This window comes from Pseudomonas sp. GW821-FHT09A09, assembly GCF_059418405.1.
Window position 1 is genome coordinate 37059 of sequence record NZ_JBWKPU010000009.1, and the last position, 19576, is coordinate 56634.

15 protein-coding genes and 1 tRNA gene are annotated in these 19576 nt (G+C 60.1%); 13 read left to right on the top strand and 3 right to left on the bottom strand.

The features are described 5' to 3' along the window. Positions 1-136: 136 nt before the first annotated feature. The 7 genes from apaG to AC07OV_RS09950 all read left to right on the top strand — a co-directional run bounded on the left by apaG (position 137) and on the right by AC07OV_RS09950 (position 8151). Positions 137-517: a Co2+/Mg2+ efflux facilitator ApaG/CorD gene (gene apaG, locus AC07OV_RS09920; RefSeq protein ID WP_176996610.1), complete on the top strand. Its 381-nt coding sequence runs from the start codon at positions 137-139 to the stop codon at positions 515-517. Next, the gene (locus AC07OV_RS09925; RefSeq protein WP_494997343.1) at positions 517-1365 is read left to right on the top strand and encodes a symmetrical bis(5'-nucleosyl)-tetraphosphatase; all 849 of its coding nucleotides are present in this window, start codon (positions 517-519) and stop codon (positions 1363-1365) included. The genes apaG and AC07OV_RS09925 overlap by 1 nt, the downstream gene beginning before the upstream one ends. A gap of 8 nt (positions 1366-1373) precedes the next feature. Beyond that, positions 1374-1703 carry a thiosulfate sulfurtransferase GlpE gene (gene glpE / locus AC07OV_RS09930; protein WP_495092136.1) on the top strand — a complete coding sequence of 110 codons (330 nt, stop codon included), beginning with the start codon at positions 1374-1376 and terminating at the stop codon, positions 1701-1703. 285 nt (positions 1704-1988) lie between these two features. Next, entirely contained in the window at positions 1989-3911 is a 1923-nt protein-coding gene (locus AC07OV_RS09935) for a PrkA family serine protein kinase (protein ID WP_176996613.1), read from the top strand. 113 nt (positions 3912-4024) lie between these two features. Then, positions 4025-5296, top strand: a complete 1272-nt coding sequence (locus AC07OV_RS09940) for a YeaH/YhbH family protein (RefSeq protein ID WP_176996614.1) — start codon at positions 4025-4027, stop codon at positions 5294-5296. Further along, positions 5293-6858, top strand: a complete 1566-nt coding sequence (locus tag AC07OV_RS09945) for a SpoVR family protein (RefSeq protein ID WP_176996615.1) — start codon at positions 5293-5295, stop codon at positions 6856-6858. Before AC07OV_RS09940 ends, AC07OV_RS09945 begins: the two co-directional genes overlap by 4 nt. 63 nt (positions 6859-6921) lie before the next feature. Further along, the gene (locus AC07OV_RS09950) at positions 6922-8151 is read left to right on the top strand and encodes a multifunctional CCA addition/repair protein (RefSeq protein ID WP_495092137.1); all 1230 of its coding nucleotides are present in this window, start codon (positions 6922-6924) and stop codon (positions 8149-8151) included. 83 nt (positions 8152-8234) lie between these two features. Here AC07OV_RS09950 and folK read toward each other — a convergent pair whose 3' ends face one another. Both folK and folB read right to left on the bottom strand, forming a co-directional pair. Next, on the bottom strand, positions 8235-8747 hold the full coding sequence (gene folK / locus AC07OV_RS09955; RefSeq protein ID WP_495092138.1) for a 2-amino-4-hydroxy-6-hydroxymethyldihydropteridine diphosphokinase: 513 nt from the start codon (positions 8745-8747) through the stop codon (positions 8235-8237). Then, complete coding sequence (gene folB, locus AC07OV_RS09960) at positions 8738-9091, bottom strand: dihydroneopterin aldolase (RefSeq protein WP_176996618.1); 354 nt, start codon at positions 9089-9091, stop codon at positions 8738-8740. The genes folK and folB overlap by 10 nt, the downstream gene beginning before the upstream one ends. 74 nt (positions 9092-9165) lie before the next feature. Here folB and plsY point away from each other — a divergent pair, with 74 nt between their 5' ends. Next, positions 9166-9735, top strand: coding sequence for a glycerol-3-phosphate 1-O-acyltransferase PlsY (gene plsY, locus AC07OV_RS09965; RefSeq protein WP_176996619.1), 570 nt, complete (start codon positions 9166-9168; stop codon positions 9733-9735). Between the two features lie 33 nt (positions 9736-9768). Here the strand turns inward: plsY and tsaD are convergent, their stop codons facing one another. Further along, entirely contained in the window at positions 9769-10794 is a 1026-nt protein-coding gene (gene tsaD / locus AC07OV_RS09970) for a tRNA (adenosine(37)-N6)-threonylcarbamoyltransferase complex transferase subunit TsaD (protein WP_105698159.1), read from the bottom strand. 202 nt (positions 10795-10996) lie between these two features. Between tsaD and rpsU the strand changes: the two genes are divergently transcribed. The 5 genes from rpsU (at position 10997) to AC07OV_RS09995 (ending at position 19506) form a co-directional block, all read left to right on the top strand. Beyond that, positions 10997-11212, top strand: coding sequence for a 30S ribosomal protein S21 (gene rpsU, locus AC07OV_RS09975; RefSeq protein WP_002551877.1), 216 nt, complete (start codon positions 10997-10999; stop codon positions 11210-11212). 444 nt (positions 11213-11656) lie between these two features. Beyond that, on the top strand, positions 11657-13630 hold the full coding sequence (gene dnaG, locus AC07OV_RS09980; protein ID WP_494997365.1) for a DNA primase: 1974 nt from the start codon (positions 11657-11659) through the stop codon (positions 13628-13630). Positions 13631-13697: 67 nt separating this feature from the next. Further along, complete coding sequence (gene rpoD / locus AC07OV_RS09985) at positions 13698-15548, top strand: RNA polymerase sigma factor RpoD (protein WP_176996620.1); 1851 nt, start codon at positions 13698-13700, stop codon at positions 15546-15548. 121 nt (positions 15549-15669) lie between these two features. Beyond that, the gene (locus tag AC07OV_RS09990) at positions 15670-19413 is read left to right on the top strand and encodes an EAL domain-containing protein (RefSeq protein WP_495092139.1); all 3744 of its coding nucleotides are present in this window, start codon (positions 15670-15672) and stop codon (positions 19411-19413) included. Between the two features lie 16 nt (positions 19414-19429). Continuing rightward, a tRNA-Ile gene (locus tag AC07OV_RS09995) sits at positions 19430-19506 on the top strand. Positions 19507-19576: the final 70 nt, after the last annotated feature.

Below are 19576 nucleotides of genomic sequence, written 5' to 3' on the forward strand. Positions count from 1 at the left end.
GCCGCGGAGCATCCGTCAGCGCGCGTTGATGCAATCGCAGGCAAGCCAGCTCCCACATGTCTGGCCTAGTGCCCGGCTGATGGCCTAGACTGACCCGCATCTGCTGTCCTCCGCTTTTGCTTTTAAGGCCTCTTGCATGTCCGATCCTCGCTACCAGATCGACGTCAGCGTCGTCACCCGCTTCCTGGCGGACCAATCGCAACCTGACCAGAACCGCTTTGCCTTTGCCTACACCATCACGGTGAAGAACAACGGCCTGGTGCCTGCCAAGCTGCTGTCTCGTCACTGGGTCATCACCGACGGTGATGGCCAGGTCGAGGAAGTGCGCGGTGCCGGCGTGGTCGGCCAGCAACCCTTGATCGACATCGGCGCCAGCCATACCTACAGCAGCGGCACGGTCATGACCTCCAAGGTCGGCACCATGCAAGGCTCGTATCAGATGAAGGCCACCGACGGCCAGCTGTTCGATGCTGTCATTGCGCCCTTCCGCCTCGCCGTACCCGGAGCTCTGCACTGATGGCGACGTACGCGGTCGGCGACCTGCAAGGCTGCCTGGAACCGCTCAAGTGCCTGTTGGAGCGGGTGGCTTTCGACCCGGCCAAGGACCGCCTGTGGCTGGTCGGCGACCTGGTCAACCGCGGCCCGCAATCCCTGGAAACCCTGCGCTACCTCTATAGCCTGCGCGACGCCTTGGTGTGCGTGCTAGGCAACCACGACTTGCACTTGCTGGCAGCGGCCAAGAACATCGAGCGTCTGAAAAAGGGCGATACCCTGCGGGAAATCCTCGAAGCGCCAGACCGCGCCGAGTTGCTCGACTGGGTTCGTCGACAAAAGCTCATGCATTACGACGAGGCCCGTAACACGGCGCTGGTCCATGCCGGCATCCCGCCGCAGTGGACGCTGAAAAAGGCGCTCAAGTGCGCGGCTGAAGTCGAATGTGCCCTGGCCGATGACAACCTCTACGCAGCTTACCTCGACGGCATGTACGGCAACGAGCCAGTGAAGTGGGACAATGACCTGAGTGGCGTAACCCGCCTGCGCGTCATCACCAACTACTTCACACGCATGCGCTTCTGCACCGCCGAAGGCAAGCTGGACCTCAAGAGCAAGGAAGGCGCCGACACGGCGCTGCCAGGTTACAAGCCATGGTTCGCTCATAAAGAGCGCAAGACCCGCGACACCAAGATCATTTTCGGTCACTGGGCGGCCCTGGAAGGCCAGTGCGAAGAGCCCGGCGTATTTGCCCTCGACACCGGTTGCGTGTGGGGCGGCGCCATGACCCTGATGAACATCGACACCGGCGAGCGCCTGAGCTGCCAGTGCGAATCTCCCCTTTCCGTTACCCTGCCGGCCGCCAAGCCCTAGGAGCCCCCGTGAGCGAATTCAAACGTATCCCCCCCGAACAAGCCCTGGCCCTGCGTGAAAAAGGCGCTGTGGTGGTCGACATCCGCGACCAACCGACTTATGCCGCCGCCCATATCCGTGGCGCGCAGCATCTGGACAACCACAACATTGCCGATTTCATCCGTGCCGCCGACCTCGACGCACCAGTGATCGTGGCCTGCTATCACGGCAATTCCAGCCAGAGCGCAGCGGCTTATCTGATCAGCCAGGGTTTCTCCGACGTCTACAGCCTGGACGGCGGCTTTGAGCTGTGGCGTACGACGTATCCTGCGGAAATTGCCTCCGGCGATTCGCAATAATTTTTTTCACACCCCGCTACCCCGCGTGACGCTTGGCCTCGCGACGTTTCTGACGAACGGCGCAGCCAAACTAATTACGCATCGCGCCTTGACCTCCCTGATTCCGAACTATCCTTAAGCGCAGGCCATCCGAATCAGGGGAGAGCCGGTACACCGGCGTGCGGGTCATCGGTAGCGTTTCAGGGTGTTCTGGGGGGAAAACAGCCATTGGCGATCGTCAATGGCTGCCAGCATCGACTGATTGATCCGGCGTCGGCTCCACGTATCGAGCGAGGTGACGACGTCATGAGTATCTTTAGCCACTTCCAAAACCGCTTTGAGTCCACACAACAGGAAGAACTCACGCTTCAAGAGTATCTCGACCTGTGCAAAAAGGACCGCAGCACCTACGCGTCTGCCGCCGAGCGCCTGCTGTTGGCGATTGGCGAGCCGGAGCTGGTAGACACCTCGAACAATTCGCGCCTGTCGCGAATATTCTCCAACAAGGTGATCCGGCGCTACCCGGCCTTTGAAGACTTCCACGGCATGGAAGAATGCATCGACCAGATCGTCTCCTACTTCCGCCATGCTGCCCAAGGCCTGGAAGAGAAGAAACAGATCCTCTATCTGCTCGGCCCCGTCGGCGGCGGCAAGTCGTCCCTGGCCGAAAAACTCAAACAACTGATCGAGAAAGTGCCCTTCTACGCCATCAAGGGTTCTCCGGTTTTCGAATCGCCTTTGGGGTTGTTCAACGCCACGGAAGATGGCGCGATCCTCGAAGAAGATTTCGGCATCCCGCGTCGCTACCTCAACACCATCATGTCGCCCTGGGCCACCAAGCGCCTGGCCGAGTTCGGCGGCGATATCAGCCAATTCCGCGTGGTCAAGCTCTACCCGTCGATCCTCAACCAGATCGGTGTGGCCAAGACCGAACCGGGCGACGAGAACAACCAGGACATCTCGGCACTGGTGGGCAAGGTCGATATCCGCAAACTCGAGGAATTCCCACAGAACGACGCCGACGCCTACAGCTACTCAGGCGCACTGTGCCGGGCCAACCAGGGCCTGATGGAGTTCGTGGAGATGTTCAAGGCACCGATCAAGGTGCTGCACCCACTGCTCACCGCCACCCAGGAAGGCAACTACAACAGTACCGAAGGCCTGGGCGCGATTCCGTTCACCGGGATCCTGCTGGCCCACTCCAACGAGTCGGAATGGCACACCTTCCGCAACAACAAGAACAACGAAGCCTTCATCGACCGGATCTACATCGTCAAGGTGCCGTACTGCCTGCGGGTCAGCGATGAAATCAAGATCTACGACAAGCTGCTGTTCAACAGCTCCCTGGCCAAGGCTCATTGCGCGCCCGACACCCTCAAGATGCTGGCCCAGTTCACCGTGCTGTCGCGCCTCAAGGAGCCGGAGAACTCGAACATCTACTCGAAGATGCGCGTGTACGACGGCGAAAACCTCAAGGACACCGACCCCAAGGCCAAGTCGATCCAGGAATACCGCGACAGTGCGGGTGTGGATGAGGGGATGAACGGCCTGTCGACGCGTTTTGCGTTCAAGATCCTGTCCAAGGTCTTCAACTTCGACCCGCACGAGATTGCCGCCAACCCGGTGCATCTGCTCTACGTGCTAGAACAGCAGATCGAACAGGAGCAATTCCAGGCTGAAACCCGCGAACGCTACCTGCGCTTCCTCAAGGAATACCTGGCACCGCGCTACATCGAGTTCATCGGCAAGGAAATCCAGACGGCGTACCTCGAGTCCTACAGCGAGTACGGCCAGAACATCTTCGATCGCTACGTGCTGTACGCCGACTTCTGGATCCAGGACCAGGAATACCGCGACCCGGAAACCGGCGAAATCCTCAATCGCGTGGCCCTCAACGAGGAACTGGAGAAAATCGAGAAACCGGCCGGCATCAGCAATCCGAAGGATTTCCGCAACGAAATCGTCAACTTCGTGCTGCGCGCCCGGGCCAACAACAACGGCAAGAACCCCACCTGGCTCAGCTACGAGAAGCTGCGGGTGGTCATCGAGAAGAAAATGTTCTCCAACACCGAGGATCTGCTGCCGGTCATCAGCTTCAACGCCAAGGCCAGCAAGGAGGATCAGCAAAAACACAACGACTTCGTCACACGAATGGTCGAGCGCGGCTACACCGACAAACAAGTACGACTGCTCTCCGAGTGGTACCTGCGGGTGCGCAAATCGCAATAAGGCAGCCCTAGGCGTGCACTGCCGGGCCACAGGCCCGGCATGTGACCGCTTGTCTCGAAGCTTCCAGCGCGTAGCGTGAAGCTTGTAACGTGAAGCTGCCCGGAGGGCTCCCCATGAGCTATGTGATCGACCGACGCCTCAATGGCAAGAACAAGAGCACGGTAAACCGCCAGCGTTTCCTGCGGCGTTACCGTGACCACATCAAAAAGGCCGTGGAAGAGGCGGTGAGCCGCCGTTCCATCACCGACATGGAACATGGCGAACAGATCAGCATTCCTGGCCGGGACATCGACGAACCGGTGCTGCACCACGGTCGGGGCGGCAAACAGACCGTCGTGCACCCAGGCAACAAGGAATTCACCACCGGCGAACATATCCAGCGGCCCCAGGGCGGAGGCGGCGGCAAAGGCCCGGGCAAGGCCGGTAACTCCGGCGAGGGCATGGATGAGTTCGTGTTCCAGATCACCCAGGAAGAATTCCTCGAATTCATGTTCGAAGACCTGGAACTGCCCAACCTGGTCAAACGCAACCTGACCGGCACCGACACCTTCAAGACCGTGCGCGCCGGGATCAGCAACGAAGGCAACCCGTCCCGCATCAATATCATCCGCACCCTGCGCTCGGCCCATGCCCGGCGCATCGCCCTGTCCGGCAGCAGCCGTGCAAAGCTGAAGGAGGCCAAGGAAGAACTGGCGCGATTGAAGCGCGATGAGCCGGACAACTTCGGCGATATCCAGGAAATCGAGGCTGAAATCGAGAAACTCAGCGCACGCATTCATCGCGTGCCGTTCCTCGACACCTTCGACCTGAAGTACAACCTGCTGGTCAAGCAACCCAACCCCAGTTCCAAGGCGGTGATGTTCTGCCTGATGGACGTGTCCGGCTCCATGACCCAGGCTACCAAGGACATTGCCAAGCGCTTCTTTATCCTGCTGTACCTGTTCCTCAAGCGGAACTACGACAAGATCGACGTGGTGTTCATCCGCCATCACACCAGCGCCCGGGAAGTGGACGAAGAGGAGTTTTTCTACTCGCGGGAAACCGGTGGCACCATCGTGTCCAGCGCACTGAAGCTGATGCAGGAGATCATGGCCGAGCGCTATCCCGCCAACGATTGGAACATCTACGCCGCCCAAGCCTCCGATGGCGACAATTGGAACGATGACTCGCCGATCTGCCGTGACATCCTGATCAACCAGATCATGCCGTTTGTGCAGTACTACACCTACGTCGAAATCACCCCTCGTGAGCACCAGGCCCTGTGGTTCGAATATGAGCGCATCGGCGAAGCCTTTGCCGACACGTTCGCCCAGCAGCAACTGGTCTCGGCCGGCGATATCTACCCGGTCTTCCGTGAACTCTTCCAGCGCAGGTTAGTGACATGACCGCCAAAAAAGAGCAAAAGCGCCAACCGATCTCGACCGGGTCCGAGTGGACCTTCGAGTTGATCCAGGCCTACGACCGGGAAATCAGCCGCATCGCGGCGGGTTATGCCCTGGACACCTACCCCAACCAGATCGAAGTGATCACCGCCGAACAGATGATGGATGCCTACGCTTCCGTCGGCATGCCCTTGGGCTATCACCACTGGTCCTACGGTAAACACTTCCTCAGCACAGAGAAGTCCTACAGCCGCGGCCAAATGGGCCTGGCCTACGAGATCGTGATCAATTCCGACCCGTGCATCGCCTACCTGATGGAAGAAAACACCATCTGCATGCAGGCGCTGGTGGTGGCCCATGCCTGCTACGGGCATAACAGCTTCTTCAAGGGCAACTACCTGTTCCGCACCTGGACCGATGCCAGCTCGATCATCGACTACCTCGTGTTCGCCAAGCAGTACATCATGCAATGCGAGGAACGCCACGGCATTGATGCGGTGGAAGACCTGCTCGACTCCTGCCATGCCCTGATGAACTACGGCGTAGACCGTTACAAACGCCCGTACCCGATCTCCGCCGAGGAAGAACGCCTGCGCCAGAAGGAGCGCGAGGAACACCTGCAGAAACAGATCAACGACCTGTGGCGCACCATTCCTAAAAAGACCGGGAAGAACAGCGACAAGGACAATGCACGCTTCCCCGCCGAACCTCAGGAAAACATACTGTACTTCCTGGAAAAACACGCGCCACTGCTGGAGCCTTGGCAACGGGAAATCGTGCGCATCGTGCGCAAGATCGCCCAGTATTTTTATCCACAGCGCCAGACCCAGGTGATGAACGAAGGCTGGGCGACGTTCTGGCACTACACCCTGATGAACGACCTGTACGACGAAGGCCTGGTGACCGACGGTTTCATGATGGAGTTCCTGACGTCCCACACCAGCGTGGTATTCCAGCCGGGCTTCGACAGCCCTTACTACAGCGGCATCAACCCGTACGCACTGGGCTTTGCCATGTACCGGGATATCCGGCGCATGTGTGAACACCCCACCGAGGAAGACCGCCGCTGGTTCCCGGAAATCGCCGGCAGCGACTGGTTGTCGACCATCAAGTTCGCCATGAGCAGCTTCAAGGACGAGAGCTTTATCCTGCAGTACCTGTCACCCCAGGTGATTCGCGACCTCAAGCTGTTCAGCATTCTTGATGACGACCTCAAGGATGACTTGGTGGTGCCCGCGATCCACGACGAACCCGGCTACCGCACCATCCGTGAAACCCTGGCGGCGCAATACAACCTGGGTAACCGCGAGCCCAACGTGCAGATCTACAGCATTGACGTGCGCGGCGACCGCTCGCTGACCCTGCGTCACCAGCAGCACGACCGCAAACCCTTGGGCGAATCCACCGAGGAGGTACTCAAGCACCTGCATCGGCTATGGGGCTTTGATATCCACCTGGAAACCCTGCAGGGCGATCAAGTGATGAAGACCCATCACGTGCCACCCCGCACCGATCACAACGACAACGACTACGGCCGCCTGGACCTGGCCGTCGTTCACCTCTGAAACAGCAAAGCCTCCATTGGCCAGGCACAGGCGGTATCCTGTGCCGCTAATGGAGGCTTTTTCATGAAAATCTACAAAGTCGGTGGCGCCGTACGTGACCGCCTGCTGGGCATCAAGGTCACCGATATTGACCGCGTTGTTGTGGGCGCGACGGCCGAAGAGATGCTCGCCAAGGGCTACAAGCCGGTCGGCGCTGACTTCCCGGTGTTCCTGGACCCGAAGAACGGCGAGGAATACGCCCTCGCCCGTACCGAACGCAAGAGCGGCCGGGGTTACGGCGGCTTCATATTCCACGCCAGCCCGGAAGTGACGCTGGAAGAAGACTTGATTCGCCGCGACCTGACCATCAACGCAATGGCGGAAGATGATGAAGGCAACCTGACCGATCCGTATCACGGCCAGAGCGATCTTAAAGCAGGCATCTTGCGTCACGTTTCCCCCGCGTTCGCCGAAGATCCGCTACGAGTGTTGCGCGTGGCCCGTTTTGCCGCGCGCTACGCCCACCTTGGTTTTACCGTCGCGCCGGATACCCTGGCGTTGATGCGTCAACTAAGCGAGTCCGGCGAACTTGAGGCGCTGACACCCGAGCGCAGCTGGAAGGAAATCTCCCGCGCGCTGATGGAAGATCAGCCACAAGTGTTTATCCAGGTACTGCGTGACTGCGGCGCGCTAAAAATCCTGATGCCAGAAGTGGATGCGCTGTTTGGCGTGCCACAGCCCGAAGCCCATCATCCGGAAATAGACACCGGCGTGCATACGCTGAGCGTGCTGGAGCAAGCGGCTCTGCATAAACAACCACTGACCGTATGCTGGGCCTGCCTGCTGCATGACGTGGGCAAAGGCCTGACACCTGTGGATAAGTTGCCGCAGCATATCGCCCATGAACACACGGGGTTGAAGCTGATCAAGGCGGTCAACGAACGCTTCAAAGCACCAAGGGATTGCCAGGAACTGGCGCTGCTGGTGGGCCAATATCACACCCATGGCCATAGAGCCTTGGAGCTGAGGGCCTCGACGTTGCTGGAGTTGCTGCAGAGTTTTGACGTATACCGTCGGCCGCAGCGCTTTGAGGAGTTTGTGGTGGCGTGCGAGATGGATGCGCGGGGCCGCAAGGGGCTTGAGCAACGCAGTTACCCACAAGCGGATTATTTGCGTGGGGCGGCGCAGGCTGCCCGCGAAGTCGCCGTTGCGCCACTGCTGGAGAAAGGTTTCAAAGGCCCGGAATTGGGCGAGGCGCTGAAGCGCGAAAGGCTCAAGGCACTAAAAATCTACAAGGAACACCACGCCCTGTAGGAGTCCGGCTTGCCGGCGATAGCGTCCGCAGGATTGCCATCGCCGGCAAGCCGGCACCTACAAGGGTGCGTTTGGCGCAGAGATCAAGGGGGCGGGGTCAGTTGCTGGCCCTGCCATTCGAACGCGACAGGCGCCAGCACCTGGTCGATTTGCGCATCGCGCCACAGTTCCGCCAGGGTTTTGCCCGCTTCCGGGTGGACGCGTTCCGGCGCCATCAACGACAACGGCCACAGCACGAAGGCGTTTTTCAATATCTCGGCGCGGGGCAAAATCAGGCCATCGAAATTGCCCACCAGTTCGCCGTACAACAGCACGTCGATATCCAACGGCAAGCCCTTGCGGTCCGGCGCATAGCGGCCGTTGTCGGCCTCGATGAATTTCAACCGGCGATCCAGCTCCATCAACGGCAGGTCGGTATAGGCCGACACCACCAGATTGAAGAACGGCCCGCTCTTGATGCCCACCGGCTGGCTTTCAAACACCGCCGAACAGCGTACATCCGTCAAGAAGCTCGCCAACGCATCAAGGCCGGCGCAAAGGTGAGACTCACGCTCGATGTTGCTGCCAAGGCCAAGGTAAACCTGAGTTAGCGACATCCGCGCTCGATCTCCACGCCCACGCCTCTGGCAGCCGGAACGGCCCCCGGCTTGGTCAACTTGAGGTGCAGCCAGGGAATCTGGAATTCACTCATCAGCACTTCGGCCAGGCGTTCGGCGAAGGTTTCTACCAATTGGAACTGGGATTGCTCGGCAAAGGCCTGGATACGCGCGGACACGCTGGCGTAATCCAGGGCCAGGGTCAGGTCGTCACCGGCAGCGGCCGGGCGGTTGTCCCAGGCGAAACTCAGGTCCAGGCGCAGGCATTGCTTGATGCCGCGCTCCCAGTCGTAGGCCCCGATCACGGTGTCGACTTCCAGGCCTTCGATAAACACTCTGTCCAAGCACTCTTCTCCGCAGCACGACAAGGGCGCGATGCCCCGTTAGAATCAGGGCGTCCTCGCCCGGAATAGTTAGCATGTTTTGGTCACTGGCGATTCTCGCCTACCTGCTCGGCTCGCTGTCCTTCGCCATTTTGCTCAGCCGCCTGACGGGAAACCCCGACCCGCGAATGAGTGGCTCAGGCAATGCCGGCGCCACCAATATGTTGCGCCTGGCCGGCAAGAAGCTCGCGGTGCTGACCCTGCTCGGCGACCTGTGCAAGGGCTTGTTGCCCGTGCTGATCGCCCACCTCGCCGGCCTTACCCTGCAACAGCAAGCCTGGATTGGCGTGTGCGCCGTCCTGGGCCATCTGTTTCCGCTGTACTTCCGCTTTCGCGGCGGCAAAGGTGTTGCGACGGCGGCCGGCATGTTGCTGGGGATCTACCCACCTGCCGCGTTGCTGGCCGTGCTCGCCTGGCTGCTGACGTTCTACCTGACCCGCACCAGCTCACTTGCCGCGTTGATCGCAACGCCCCTGACCCTGCCGCTACTGGCCTGGCAGGAACCTGCGGCGCTGCTGCCGATGAGCGTGCTGACACTGCTGATCGTCTGGCGCCACCGGGGCAATTTACGCGACCTGTTTGCCGGGCGCGAACGGCATTTTTAAATACCGTCGATGAACCCGGCTCAGGCTGCCCCCTTACAACGGTGAAAGCTGCTCCATTGGCCAACGTGCCTGCACGCTGATCGCCAGGCTTTCATGCTGCCCGGCCTGCAGGCGCTGGCAACCGGCGTAGGCGATCATCGCGCCGTTATCGGTGCAGAACTCGGGACGCGCGTAGAACACATCGCCTTTCATGTCGCCGAGCATTTTTTCCAACGAAGCACGCAGGGCCTTGTTGGCACTCACGCCGCCCGCGATCACCAGGCGCTTCATGCCCGCCTGTTTCAGGGCGCGCTTGCACTTGATGGTCAAAGTCTCCACCACGGCCTGCTGGAACGCCAGCGCGATGTCGCAACGGGCTTGCTCGCTGTCGTCCCCGGCGCTGACGCTCTGCTGCCAGGTGTTCAACGCAGAGGTTTTCAAACCGCTGAAGCTGAACATCAGGCCCGGGCGATCGCACATCGGACGCGGGAAGGTATAGCGGCCGGCAACGCCTTTTTCGGCGAGTCGGGCGATTTCCGGGCCACCGGGATAATTGAGGCCCATCATCTTCGCGGTTTTGTCGAAGGCTTCGCCGGCTGCGTCATCCAGGGATTCACCCAAGAGGGTGTATTGGCCGATGCCATCCACCTGAACGAGCTGCGTATGGCCGCCGGAAACCAACAAAGCGACGAACGGGAACTCAGGCGGTGTTTTTTCCAGCATGGGCGCCAGTAAATGGCCTTCCATGTGGTGCACGCCGAGGGCCGGAATACCCCAGGCAAACGCCAGGGCCTGGGCGCAAGAGGCCCCAACCAGCAGGGCTCCGACCAATCCGGGGCCTGCGGTGTAGGCAATCGCGTCGATCTCGGTCGGCACGCAGCCGGCTTCATCCAGCACCTGGCGAATCAACGGCAGCATGCGCTTGACGTGATCACGGCTGGCCAGCTCCGGCACCACACCGCCGTAAGCGCGGTGGAGGTCGATCTGACTGAACAGTGCGTCGGCCAAGAGCCCGCGTTCACTGTCGTAAAGTGCGACACCGGTTTCGTCGCAGGAGGTTTCAAGTCCCAGTACTAGCATGGGTTTGCGCCTTGTAGAGGCTGAATTCGAAGGCGCGCATAATAGTCGCCACTCCCCCTCCCGACTAGCGGTTTTCGATCAGAGGCTTTGCATTCCGGGCAATGAGGGGTTAACATCCGCAACCCTTAAAAACCGACGACCTCAGCCGCGAATTTTTTGCGACGAGAACGTTGATCCCGGTAATGAAAGAAGGTAGCTCTGGATGCCAGCCGTCAAAGTTAAAGAGAACGAACCCTTCGACGTAGCTCTGCGTCGTTTCAAGCGCTCCTGCGAAAAAGCCGGTGTACTGGCTGAAGTTCGTAGCCGCGAATTTTACGAGAAGCCAACTTCTGAGCGTAAGCGTAAAGCAGCAGCCGCTGTTAAGCGTCACGCCAAGAAAGTTCAGCGCGAACAGCGCCGCGCCGTTCGTCTGTACTAATACACAGACGTTCGTAGCAAGCTTCTGCCAAGCCCGGCCCTCAGCCGGGCTAATGGCATTTGCGGATATCGCTTGATGCTTCACTGTTGACGCCGCACATGCGACCGAGACAACTGCTTCACACGTCAGGACTGGCTCTTTTGCCAGCGGTGCACGTCTCTTCTGACGAGCCTATCAAGGCTACTGACGAGCACACTTATTCTTCAAACAGACGATCAACTGTATCGACTGTGCCCGACGATGAGCTTCCGAGGCCACATTGGCCAAGACCGGACGCCGGGGCAACATTTCCATGCCAAAAACCTGATTGAAACTAACGTCAGTAAATGAACGGCAGATACACTTCCTGAATGCCCAAGCAGACAACTGATGATCGAGCCACGCAATACGCGCGCTTGAGCATTTGATGGGCCCTCATTGACACGCAGTGATGACGAGAACGCCATGGCCGGGCTGATTCCCCAGAGCTTTATTGACGACCTTCTGAACCGCACCGACATCGTCGATGTTGTCAGCTCGCGCGTGCAACTGAAAAAAGCCGGCAAGAACTACACCGCCTGCTGCCCGTTCCATAAAGAAAAGACCCCATCGTTCAGCGTCAGCCCCGACAAGCAGTTCTATTACTGCTTCGGCTGCGGCGCAGGCGGCAACGCCTTGGGCTTTCTCATGGACCACGACAACCTGGACTTCCCCCAGGCGATCGAGGACCTGGCAAAAGCCGCCGGCATGGAAGTCCCTCGCGAAGAAAGCGGGCGCGCGCACAAACCGCGCCAGCCCACCGATTCGCCGCTGTACCCGCTGCTGACCGCCGCTGCCGACTTCTACCGTCAGGCGCTTAAAAGCCATCCGCAGCGCAAGGCCGCCGTCGACTACCTCAAGGGGCGCGGCCTTACCGGTGAAATCGCCCGCGACTTTGGCCTGGGGTTCGCCCCGCCCGGCTGGGACAACCTGTACAAGCACTTGAGCAGCGACACCCTCCAGCAAAAAGCCATGATCGACGCCGGCTTGCTGGTGGAGAACGCCGAGACCGGCAAACGCTATGACCGCTTCCGCGACCGCGTGATGTTCCCGATCCGCGACAGCCGGGGCCGCATCATCGCCTTTGGTGGCCGAGTACTGGGGGACGACAAACCCAAGTACCTGAACTCCCCGGAAACGCCGGTGTTCCACAAAGGCCAGGAACTCTACGGCCTGTTCGAAGCGCGCAAGAACAATCGCAACCTCGACGAGATCATCGTGGTTGAAGGCTATATGGACGTGATCGCGCTCGCCCAACAGGGCCTGCGCAATGCCGTCGCCACGCTGGGTACCGCGACCAGCGAAGAACACATGAAACGCCTGTTTCGCGTGGTGCCCAGCGTGCTGTTCTGCTTCGACGGCGACCAGGCCGGCCGCAACGCTGCCTGGCGCGCCCTTGAGGCAACACTGTCGAGCCTGCAGGACGGGCGCCGCGCGCGCTTCCTGTTCCTGCCCGAAGGCGAAGACCCGGATACCCTGGTGCGCTCTGAAGGCACCGACGCGTTCCGTGCTCGTATCAATCAGCATGCACAACCGCTTGCGGACTATTTCTTCCAGCAACTGACCGAAGAAGCCGACCCGCGCTCCCTCGAAGGCAAGGCCCACATGGCCACCCTCGCGGCACCGCTGATCGACAAAGTCCCCGGCGCCAACCTGAAATCGCTGATGCGCATGCGCCTGCAGGAAATCACCGGGTTGAGCGGCGAAGCGGTCAGCCAGCTGGTGCACAGCGCACCACACGACGCACCGCCACCGGCCTACGACCCCGGCATGGATTACGATGCCATGCCGGACTATTCGGACTTCCACCAACCGCAGGAGGCCTACGCGCCACAGCAGGAGTGGACACCGAAGAAGCCCGGCGCCGGCGGCAAGAAATGGGACAAGAAACCCTGGAGCAAGAACGGCAAGCGTGGCGACCGCGATGAGGCTTACGCACCGCGTACGCCCGTTGCCGTAGAAGCGCCTACACTGATCGCGCTGCGCACGCTCATCCATCACCCGCAACTGGCGGGCAAGGTTGAGAGCGCCGACCATTTCGCCAACGCGAGCAACACTTACGCCCAGGTACTGATCGCCTTGATCGAGGCGGTACAGAAAAATCCTAAGCTAAACTCAATCCAGTTGATGGCGCGCTGGCACGGCACCGAACAAGGCCGGCTGTTGAAAGCACTCGCGGAAAAGGAATGGCTAATTGACGGCGAAAACCTTGAACAACAGTTTTTAGACACCATTACTAGGTTATCCGCGGGTCAGCACACGCAGACCCTCGATGAACTCATCAAGAGAGCAAGGCAGCCGGGATTATCGGCTGAAGAGCAAATTCAGATAGCAAAACAGATGCGCGACCTCTTAAAACAGAATGTTTCCGCATCAAACCCGACCTCAGCTGGCGTGTGAGGTCATAGCTCGGGTATAATCCTCGGCTTGTTTTTTGCCCGCCAAGACCTTCAGTGGATAGGGTGTTATGTCCGGAAAAGCGCAACAGCAGTCTCGTATCAAAGAGTTGATCGTTCTCGGTCGTGAGCAGGGTTACCTGACTTACGCGGAGGTCAACGACCACCTGCCTGAGGATATTTCAGATCCAGAGCAGGTGGAAGACATCATCCGCATGATTAACGACATGGGGATCAACGTATTCGAAGCTGCGCCAGATAAGGATTCCCTTATGCTGGCTGACGCCGATACCGACGAAGCCGCCGCTGAAGAAGCTGCCGCCGCGTTGGCTGCGGTGGAGACCGATATCGGCCGTACGACTGACCCTGTGCGCATGTACATGCGTGAAATGGGTACGGTCGAGCTGCTGACTCGCGAAGGCGAAATCGAAATCGCCAAGCGTATCGAAGAGGGCATCCGTGAAGTGATGGGCGCAATCGCGCACTTCCCTGGCACGGTTGACCACATTCTCTCCGAGTACAACCGCGTGACCACCGAAGGTGGCCGCCTGTCCGACGTCCTGAGCGGTTACATCGACCCGGACGACGGCATTGCCCCGCCTGCCGCCGAAGTACCGCCGCCTGTCGATGCGAAAGCCGCGAAAGCTGACGACGATTCCGATGACGACGATGCTGAAGCCAGCAGCGACGATGAAGAAGAAGTTGAAAGCGGTCCGGACCCGATCATCGCGGCCCAGCGTTTTGGTGCGGTTTCCGATCAGATGGAAATCACCCGCAAGGCGTTGAAGAAGCACGGTCGCACCAACAAGCAGGCAATCGCCGAGCTGTTGGCGCTGGCTGAGCTGTTCATGCCGATCAAGCTGGTACCGAAGCAATTCGAAGGCCTGGTTGAGCGCGTTCGCAGCGCCCTTGAGCGTCTGCGTGCACAAGAGCGTGCGATCATGCAGCTCTGCGTCCGTGATGCGCGCATGCCGCGTGCCGACTTCCTGCGCCAGTTCCCGGGCAACGAAGTTGACGAAAGCTGGTCCGACGCGCTGGCCAAGGGCAAGGCGAAATACGCTGAAGCCATCGGCCGCCTGCAACCGGACATCATCCGTTGCCAGCAGAAGCTGACCGCGCTTGAGACCGAAACCGGTCTGACGATCGCCGAGATCAAGGACATCAACCGTCGCATGTCGATCGGTGAGGCCAAGGCCCGCCGCGCGAAGAAAGAGATGGTTGAAGCGAACTTGCGTCTGGTGATCTCCATCGCCAAGAAGTACACCAACCGTGGCCTGCAATTCCTCGACCTGATCCAGGAAGGCAACATCGGCTTGATGAAGGCTGTGGACAAGTTCGAATACCGTCGTGGCTACAAGTTCTCGACCTATGCCACCTGGTGGATCCGTCAGGCGATCACTCGCTCGATCGCCGACCAGGCCCGCACCATCCGTATTCCGGTGCACATGATCGAGACGATCAACAAGCTCAACCGTATTTCCCGGCAGATGTTGCAGGAAATGGGTCGCGAACCGACCCCGGAAGAGCTGGGCGAACGCATGGAAATGCCTGAGGATAAAATCCGCAAGGTATTGAAGATCGCTAAAGAGCCGATCTCCATGGAAACCCCGATCGGTGATGACGAAGACTCCCATCTGGGTGACTTCATCGAAGACTCGACCATGCAGTCGCCAATCGATGTTGCTACTGTTGAGAGCTTGAAAGAAGCAACCCGCGACGTACTGTCCGGCCTCACTGCCCGTGAAGCCAAGGTACTGCGCATGCGTTTCGGCATCGACATGAATACCGACCACACCCTTGAGGAAGTCGGTAAGCAGTTTGACGTGACCCGCGAGCGGATCCGTCAGATCGAAGCCAAAGCGCTGCGCAAGTTGCGCCACCCGACGCGAAGCGAGCACCTGCGCTCCTTCCTCGACGAGTGATACCAAAACCCCCGGCCCAGGCCGGGGGTTTTGTTTTGTATCGATAAAACCTTGCGCAACACCCCTCCCCCGCAATGCCCGTCTACACTCGAAACATTCCCCGTGCCATAACGAGACCGTTATGCCCAGATTGCCGACTGTGTTACTGCTGTCGCTGCTGACCTGGACCGCAACGGCTGGCGCGTTGACTCTTACTGATGATGAGCGTGGCTGGTTGGCGGACCATCAGGAGCTGCGCCTGGGCGTGGACGCGTCCTGGCCACCGTTCGAATACAAGGACGAAAATGGCCGCTACCAGGGCCTGGCGGCTGACTATGTGCGCTTGATACAGGACCGCCTGGGCGTACGAATCAAGCTGATCGAACCGGCAAACTGGACTGCCGTGCTGGAGCAGGCCAAAAGCAACCAGCTGGACCTGCTGCCCGGCATTATGTCTACCCCGGAGCGCCAGAGCTACCTGGCCTTTACGCGCCCGTACCTGGACTTCCCCATCGTCATCCTCGCCCATGAAGGCGGCGCGAAACCGCGCAGCCTCAAAGACCTGTACGGGCTCAAGATCGCCGTGGTGGAGAATTATGCCCCCCACGAATTGCTGCGCACCCACCACCCCGACCTCAACCTGGTGGCCATGCCCAACGTCAGCTCGACCCTGCAAGCCCTGGCCACGGACGAAGTGGACGCGGTGGTGGGCGACCTGGCTTCCAGCGTCTGGAGCCTGCGCCAGCTGAAGCTCGACGGCCTGTACGTCAGCGGGGAGACGCCCTACCGCTATCAATTGGCGATGGGCGTACCAAGAGATGAAAAAATGCTGGTGGGTATTCTGGACAAGGTCCTCGCCGATCTCAGCTCGGATGAAACCGATGCCATCCAGCAACACTGGGTAGGCAGTTTCACGGACCACCGCACCTTCTGGGCCGACCTGCTGACATACGGCCTACCAGCCGTGTTGTTGCTGAGCACCGTGTTGGCCATCGTGATTCGGATCAATCGTCGGCTCAGCTCGGAGATTTCCCGCCGTGTGGCCCTTGAGCAAGAACTGCGCAGCAGCGAATACCACTATCGCGGCTTGGTGGAGAGCCTGTCCGCCATCGCCTGGGAAGCCAGCATCACTGATTTCACCTACAGCTACGTTTCCCCCCACGCCGAGGAACTGCTGGGCTACCCGCGGGCGCACTGGCTGATCCCGGGCTTCTGGCGCAATATCATCCACCCCGCCGACCTGACGCGTGCCGAAGCCTACTGCTACCGCGAAACCCGCGCCAACCGCGACCACAGCCTGGATTATCGCGTCATAACCGCTGACGGCCGCTGCCTGTGGGTGCGGGACATTGTCAGCCTGATCGAGCACGGGCATGAGCCGGTACTGCGCGGCTTGATGATCGACATCAGCGAAGCCAAGCGCACCGAAGAAGCGCTGCAGCTGTCCGAGCAGAAATTCGCGTCGGTGTTCCAGCAATGCCCGGACATCCTGGTGATCGCACGGCTGTCGGATGGCTGCCTGCTGGAGGTCAACAAGGCCTTTGAAGACCAGATCGGCCTGAGCGCCGCCGATGTTGTCGGCAAAACTGCCACCGAGCTGAATATCTGGGGTATCCAGGGTGTCGGCCCCGACCTGCTGCAACGGGTGCAGACCACCAGCATCCGCAACCTGGAAATGCCCTTTTTACGCAGCAACGGCCAGGCCTTCATCGGGCTGATCTCGGCCGAACCGTTCCAACTCGACACCACCGAAGCCCTGGTGGTGGTGGTGCGCGACATCACCCAACTCAAGGAAACCCAGCAACAACTGCAAACCTCCGAAGAGAAATTTGCCAAAGCGTTCCATGCCTCACCCGATGGCTTGCTGCTCAGCCGTCAGCGCGACGGGCTGCTGATTGAAGTGAACGAAGGTTTCAGCCGTCTGACCGGGTTCACCAGCGCCACATCCCTGGACCAGTCCACGCTGGACCTCGGCATCTGGGTCGACCTCAACGAACGCAAGCACATGCTGGAGCTGATGCAACGCGATGGTTTCGTGCGCGACTTCATCTGCCATATCCGGCGCGCCGACGGCCTGATTCGCCTGTGCGAGCTGTCCAGTCGCCCGCTGCCCATTGGCGATGAAGATTGCATGCTCACCATCGCCCGCGACATCACCGACCGCCAGCTGATGCAGGAAAAACTCCAGCAAGCCGCCACCGTGTTCGAGAGCACGGCCGAAGGCGTGTTGATCACCGACACCCGCCAGAACATCAGCGCCGTGAACCGCGCATTCACCGAAATCACCGGCTACAGCGAAGCCGAGGCCCTCGGCCACACCCCACGCCTGCTCGCTTCCGGCCTGCATGACAGTGCGTTCTACGCCGCGATGTGGCACCAGCTGACGGCCCAGGGGCATTGGCAGGGCGAGATCTCCAACCGTCGCAAGAATGGCGAGCTGTACCCCAGCTGGCTGACGATCAGTGCCGTGCGCAACCGTGACCAGTTGATCACGCACTTTGTGGCGGTATTCGCCGATATTTCCAGCCTCAAACTGGCTCAGGCCCGCCTTGACTATCAGGCCCACCATGACCCGCTGACCGGCCTGCCCAACCGCACGTTGTTCGAAAGCCGGTTGCAGGCCGCCCTCAATGGCCATCAGGAAACCGGCAAACAGGGCGCCGTGCTGTTCCTGGACCTGGACCGCTTCAAACACATCAACGACAGCCTCGGCCACCCCATCGGTGACCTGCTGCTCAAGGACATCGCCGTGCGCCTCAAGGACCAACTGCGCGATATCGACACAGTGGCCCGCCTGGGCGGCGACGAATTCATCATCCTGCTGCCCGGCCTGCAACACGCCAGCGACGCCGAACACCTGGCCAATAAACTGCTGGCGTGCTTCACCCCACCGTTCCAGGCCGGCGAGCACGAGTTCTTTATCAGCGCCAGTATCGGCACCAGCCTTTACCCCCAGGACGGCACCGACGTCGCCACCCTGGTCAAGAACGCCGACGCGGCGATGTACCGCTCCAAGGCCAAGGGCCGCAACCGGGTTGAAAGCTACACCCGCGACCTCACCGCCCAGGCCAATGAGCGCGTCGCACTGGAACATGAACTGCGCCGTGCGATCGAGCGCGAGGAGCTGAGCCTCTACTACCAACCCAAACAGAGCCTGCTGACCGAGGAATTGATCGGCGCCGAAGCCCTGATCCGCTGGCATCACCCAACCTTTGGCGAAGTGCCACCCGAACATTTCATTGCCCTGGCCGAAGAGAACGGCATGATCCTGCAGATTGGCGACTGGGTGCTGGAGCAAGCCTGTCGCCAAATGTCCGCCTGGAGAGAGGCCTTCGATGATTTCGGCCCGCTGTCGGTCAACCTCGCTGGCGCACAACTGCGCCACCCCGGCCTGCTGGCACGCATCGAGCAATTACTGCGTGACTACCGCCTCGCCCCCGGCAACCTGCAGCTGGAAATAACCGAAAACTTCATCATGAGCCAGGCCGAGGAGGCGCTGGAGGTGCTGCACCAGCTCAAGCGCCTGGGCGTGCAGCTGGCAATCGATGATTTTGGCACTGGCTACTCATCCCTCAGCTACCTCAAGCGCCTGCCGCTGGACTTCCTGAAGATCGACCAATCCTTCGTGCGCGGCCTGCCCGACGACCCCCATGACGCCGCCATCGTGCGCGCCATCATCGCCCTGGGTCACAGCATGCAATTCACCATCATCGCCGAAGGCGTGGAGAACCCCGCGCAACAAGCCTTCCTGGCCGCCGAAGGCTGCGAACAGATGCAAGGCTACATCGTCAGCCTGCCCCTGCCCCCCGAACTTTTCGCCGCTACCTTTCTTCGTATGAACCTTGAGGATTTTTCGGATAGCACAGCGGAGAAACCATCGCTATAATCCGCGACCTGTTACAGGGCCTATAGCTCAGTTGGTCAGAGCAGAGGACTCATAATCCTTTGGTCCACGGTTCAAGTCCGTGTGGGCCCACCAACTCCAAAGCCGCGCATTGCGCGGCTTTCGCGTTTCTGGCTGGTCCACCACAGATACAGTCCTATGGTCC

What these genes read in the sequence shown, in the direction of transcription:
- rpsU (WP_002551877.1), top strand. Translation starts at nt 10,997, where the DNA reads ATGCCAGCCGTCAAAGTTAAAGAGAACGAACCCTTCGACGTAGCTCTG.
- folK (WP_495092138.1), bottom strand. Translation starts at nt 8,747, where the DNA reads ATGTCGCTAACTCAGGTTTACCTTGGCCTTGGCAGCAACATCGAGCGT.
- AC07OV_RS09990 (WP_495092139.1), top strand. Translation starts at nt 15,670, where the DNA reads ATGCCCAGATTGCCGACTGTGTTACTGCTGTCGCTGCTGACCTGGACC.
- AC07OV_RS09950 (WP_495092137.1), top strand. Translation starts at nt 6,922, where the DNA reads ATGAAAATCTACAAAGTCGGTGGCGCCGTACGTGACCGCCTGCTGGGC.
- apaG (WP_176996610.1), top strand. Translation starts at nt 137, where the DNA reads ATGTCCGATCCTCGCTACCAGATCGACGTCAGCGTCGTCACCCGCTTC.
- tsaD (WP_105698159.1), bottom strand. Translation starts at nt 10,794, where the DNA reads ATGCTAGTACTGGGACTTGAAACCTCCTGCGACGAAACCGGTGTCGCA.
- AC07OV_RS09925 (WP_494997343.1), top strand. Translation starts at nt 517, where the DNA reads ATGGCGACGTACGCGGTCGGCGACCTGCAAGGCTGCCTGGAACCGCTC.
- dnaG (WP_494997365.1), top strand. Translation starts at nt 11,657, where the DNA reads ATGGCCGGGCTGATTCCCCAGAGCTTTATTGACGACCTTCTGAACCGC.
- AC07OV_RS09935 (WP_176996613.1), top strand. Translation starts at nt 1,989, where the DNA reads ATGAGTATCTTTAGCCACTTCCAAAACCGCTTTGAGTCCACACAACAG.
- plsY (WP_176996619.1), top strand. Translation starts at nt 9,166, where the DNA reads ATGTTTTGGTCACTGGCGATTCTCGCCTACCTGCTCGGCTCGCTGTCC.
- AC07OV_RS09940 (WP_176996614.1), top strand. Translation starts at nt 4,025, where the DNA reads ATGAGCTATGTGATCGACCGACGCCTCAATGGCAAGAACAAGAGCACG.
- rpoD (WP_176996620.1), top strand. Translation starts at nt 13,698, where the DNA reads ATGTCCGGAAAAGCGCAACAGCAGTCTCGTATCAAAGAGTTGATCGTT.
- AC07OV_RS09945 (WP_176996615.1), top strand. Translation starts at nt 5,293, where the DNA reads ATGACCGCCAAAAAAGAGCAAAAGCGCCAACCGATCTCGACCGGGTCC.